This window comes from Methanospirillum sp. (genome assembly GCF_035560735.1).
In the GTDB taxonomy this organism is placed as follows: domain Archaea; phylum Halobacteriota; class Methanomicrobia; order Methanomicrobiales; family Methanospirillaceae; genus Methanospirillum.
The window spans coordinates 1-3,936 of record NZ_DATMYY010000338.1 but is presented as its reverse complement, the minus strand read 5'-3'; the positions used below and the strand labels follow the sequence as shown (position 1 = coordinate 3,936).

At 43.9% G+C, this 3,936-nt stretch carries 3 protein-coding genes; all 3 read right to left on the bottom strand.

Annotated elements, in window-relative coordinates:
* Window positions 1-135: 135 nt before the first annotated feature.
* The 3 genes from VN429_RS10045 to VN429_RS10035 are packed head-to-tail and all read right to left on the bottom strand — an operon-like array spanning window position 136 to window position 3,830.
* Window positions 136-1,947, bottom strand: coding sequence for a PEGA domain-containing protein (locus VN429_RS10045; protein ID WP_325632852.1), 1,812 nt, complete (start codon window positions 1,945-1,947; stop codon window positions 136-138).
* Window positions 1,948-1,968: 21 nt separating this feature from the next.
* On the bottom strand, window positions 1,969-3,150 hold the full coding sequence (locus tag VN429_RS10040; protein WP_325632850.1) for an ABC transporter permease: 1,182 nt from the start codon (window positions 3,148-3,150) through the stop codon (window positions 1,969-1,971).
* A gap of 2 nt (window positions 3,151-3,152) precedes the next feature.
* Window positions 3,153-3,830 (bottom strand): ABC transporter ATP-binding protein, encoded by a 678-nt coding sequence (locus tag VN429_RS10035; protein WP_325632848.1) that lies wholly within the window; start codon window positions 3,828-3,830, stop codon window positions 3,153-3,155.
* Between the last annotated feature and the right edge of the window lie 106 nt (window positions 3,831-3,936).

The following is a 3,936-nucleotide window of genomic DNA, read 5'->3' as shown; positions in this document are numbered from 1 at the left end:
ACAGAGCGAATTATTCGAGTAATATGTACACGCAGGTTCATTTCTTTAGATTCCTGCTTTCGGATGGGATCACACCTGATATAAAAAAGGTTATCTGAAAGAGTTGGTCATTTCAAGAACCCATCTCTTTTCAGATTATTGTCGTCGTGCTGCCAGGATACTTCCCATAGCTAAGGCTACGAAAAATATCCAAATTGGAAGTGGTGACTTTGTAGAAACAGGAACAACTGTTTCTGCTGCTTGTACATGACTCTGATCATTCTGTGCAGAACTCTGAGGAGATAGTACTGCAGAAACCGCCGTCGTCTGACCGGATGTAACTGATATGTCACGAGCATACCAAGCATATCCATCTTTAAAAACAGTCAGATTATACGCTCCCGGAGTGATGCTCTGGAGGTTTATCGGAGTTGTGCCACGATACACATTATTGAGGAGAACTCCTGCTTCGGATGGAGATGACTGAACATCTATTGTCCCTCCATCTGTTACTGATGGTGCAGAGCCAGATGTGACAGGATCTAAAACTGCATTTACGGTTATAACTTCATTACGATACACAGAAACTATTGAGGTATAATCGTAATAGCCGACGCTTGATATTGTAATCTGATAATCCCCGGGAGTCAGACTAGAAATTCCCAGGTATCCTGATGATGGGGTTTTTCCTTCATAATTATTGTTCAGATATACAACTGCACCGGAAGGTGTGCTTATCACCTGAATAGCACCACTGTCCCGATCATACCGGGGTGCATAGAAGGGACTCGAATCATACCGGTAATGTCCCGGATCAGGATATGAATACCTGTCATTATAGTAGTTAGGATCCCCTCTGTGAAGCAGGATATCAGACATTATTGGATCTGGATCATTATCACCAGGAACATGTGTGGGTGTGTAGTAAGGCTGGTCAGGTGAAGGAGTTACTACTGGTGTTGCAGGATAGGTGAATGGTGGCTGTGGACCTGGAGAGTATCTGCCATCAGGGTAATTCGGACCCTGCGTTATCACCGGAGTTGGTATTTCTGTGAAGACAGGCGACTGACCGGGATAATTATAACCAGGGCCTGGATAAGTCCCATTAGGATGATCTGAAACCGGCGTCATTATAGGAGTTGGAATACCTGACATCACCGGGGTAGGAACAGTACTTGGGTAAACGGGGCCAGGACCCGGATGAGTTCCATTTGGAAAAACTGAAACAGGGGTTGATATGGGAGTTGGATTATTGGATACTTGTGGAGTTGGAGCTGGATTTAGTGAACCAGAGCCAGGACCAAAATGAGTTTCATTAGGATTACTTGAAACAGGGGTGGAAGAGGCAGTAGGAATAACAGACTTTACAGGAGAAGGAACTTGACTCGGGGAATTGTATCCTGGACCAAAGTGAGTTTCATTAGGGCGACTTGACTTCGGAGTTGAGGAGGCAGTAGGGACAACGGATTTTACTGGGGAAGGAATTGAACTTGGAGAACTGTATCCAGAACCAGGATGATTCACGGTTGGCGCTGCTGAGACCGGAGTAGAGGAGGCAGTCGGAACAACGGACTTTACCGGAGAAGGACCTGGATGTGGAGAATTGTATCCTGGAATCGGGTTTGTTCCATTTGGATAACTGGAAACAGGAGTGAACGAGGGAGTAGGTTGCTCATTACCCGAAGATGATGATGGATTTTTTTGATCTCCAGTCAGTCGTGTTACTGCAGTTCGCGAAGTTCCAACTATCTCTGAAGAATCGTTTTTATCATTACTTGCACCAGACTGACCACTACCCCGGCTCTGGTTCAATGACTGATTCGCATCTCCGACAAGATAAGATTGGGTACCAGGAGTTTGCAAAGTTTTTGAGAGCTCTCCTGATGATGAGGGTACATTTGCATATGCATAACAAAGGGTTACTATGAAAAAAATTAGAAACCCAACAAAAAATTTGCAATAATTCATGATATCACCTAATGGTAATTATTAATCTGCGCGAAGTGCTTCAATCGGATCCATATTTGCACCTCTCCATGCCGGATATATACCTGATAGAATGCATATCACCAGTCCAATGGCCATTGCATATGGAAGATGAATCAGACTGTCAACCGTGAAGAAGTACTTAGTACTACCAACCATGATTTGTATAAAAACATATCCTATCAACAGACTGAACGCCATTCCGGCTAAAGCTCCAATTATTCCAATAAGGGTAGCCTCATAAAGAAAAATCATGAGAATCTCTTTCTTTTGAGTGCCGATACTTCGCAGAACTCCAATTTCCCTGATACGTTCAGTCACCGACATCATCATGATGTTGAATATAGAGACCGCTGCCACCAGGAGAGAAATTCCGGCAATAAGGGAGGCAAAACTGGTAATCGTTGTAACTGACGAGGATATCATCGTTACAAAGCGACTGCTATCCTGAACTCGTACTACCTCTTCCCTGCGATTCATCTGTTTACCAATTGCTTCTACGGCTGTTGATGCCTCGTCGATATTATCAAGGATAACATTAACCTGGTTATACTCATCGGTTGCACCGAACATAGACTCATACTTAGATTTCGTCATTACCACAGCACTGTCTGTGTTCAGGTCCATGGACATACCACGAGCTGCAATGATTCCTGCTACCTTTAATCCCTGTCCAGATACTGTAAATTTACTTCCGGGCTCAAGGCTGTTATCAGAAGCAAATGTCGCACCAATTAATACCGAACCATCACTGCTGGGATAACCACCTTCGGATATATTTTCCAGAACTCTCTTCATAGCCGGGGTTTCAAGGCCATATATCGTAGTACTCCACTCATCTTTCCCTTTCTTGACTTTAGCACGGATAGAATGCACACCATACGCATAGCCATATTGATCAGCTATTTTGACGATATTTTTATACTGGGCTTTTGTAAGATTGTCTGTAGACCCACCACCACCAGGGGCACCTCCACCCCCTCCTTTTCCGCTGTACGGATTGACTGTTAGTTTATCAGCCATTGACGAAAGGGAATCCTTAACTGAAAAGGTCATATTTGTACCCAGCATCCCCATAGAGGCGATGGATATAATTCCGATTGTAATTCCTAATGCAGCAAGGATGGATCTGAGATAGTTTATTTTAACATTTCTCAAAGCCATTGCAAAGATAATATTTTTCATTGCTACACTACTCTCCCATCTCTGATGGTGACAATCCGATCTGCCTGTTCAGCAATTCCCGGGTCATGAGTAACAATGATCAGGGTTTTTCCTTTTTCATTGAGTTTTCTGAGCATACTCATTACCAGAATACCGGTCTTAGAATCAAGGTTTCCAGTCGGCTCATCGCAGAGGAGAATTTTCGGATTATTAACGAGGGCTCTGGCTATGGCTACCCGCTGCTGCTGACCACCTGACAGTTCAGGTGGTTTATGCTTGGCACGATCCTCATTAATTCCAACCATCGCAAGAAGTTTGGCAACTCTTCCTGTTGTGTCTTTTTTGCGATATTTCAGCGTATATGGGTACTCCACATTTTCATATGCAGAAAGAAGGGGGAGAAGATTGAATTTCTGGAAAATGAACCCGATTGTAACCAGACGAAGATCAGTGAGTTCATAATCAGTCATATCACGGACCAGTTTTCCCCCGATCTCAAGGTCACCCTCTGTTGGCACATCAAGACATCCTAGCTGATTGAGTAGGGTTGATTTCCCAGACCCGGATGGCCCAATTATCGCAACAAATTCCCCTTTCTTGATAGTGAGGGAGATGTGATCAAGAGCGATGACATCTCCGGAAGGGAGGGGATATATCTTGCTTACATCAGTTAATCGGACGACGTTCTCATCTTCCGCCATGATTCGTCCGATTTATTTTACATTTAATGAAATTTTCCGTCCTTTCATCTTCCGTTTCCAGAGCACCCAGATGACAATGACAACGATGAGGATGATAATACCATAG

Excerpts from the sequence above, each read along its gene's own strand:
- VN429_RS10045 (WP_325632852.1), bottom strand. The coding sequence starts at position 1,947 with ATGAATTATTGCAAATTTTTTGTTGGGTTTCTAATTTTTTTCATAGTA.
- VN429_RS10040 (WP_325632850.1), bottom strand. The coding sequence starts at position 3,150 with ATGAAAAATATTATCTTTGCAATGGCTTTGAGAAATGTTAAAATAAAC.
- VN429_RS10035 (WP_325632848.1), bottom strand. The coding sequence starts at position 3,830 with ATGGCGGAAGATGAGAACGTCGTCCGATTAACTGATGTAAGCAAGATA.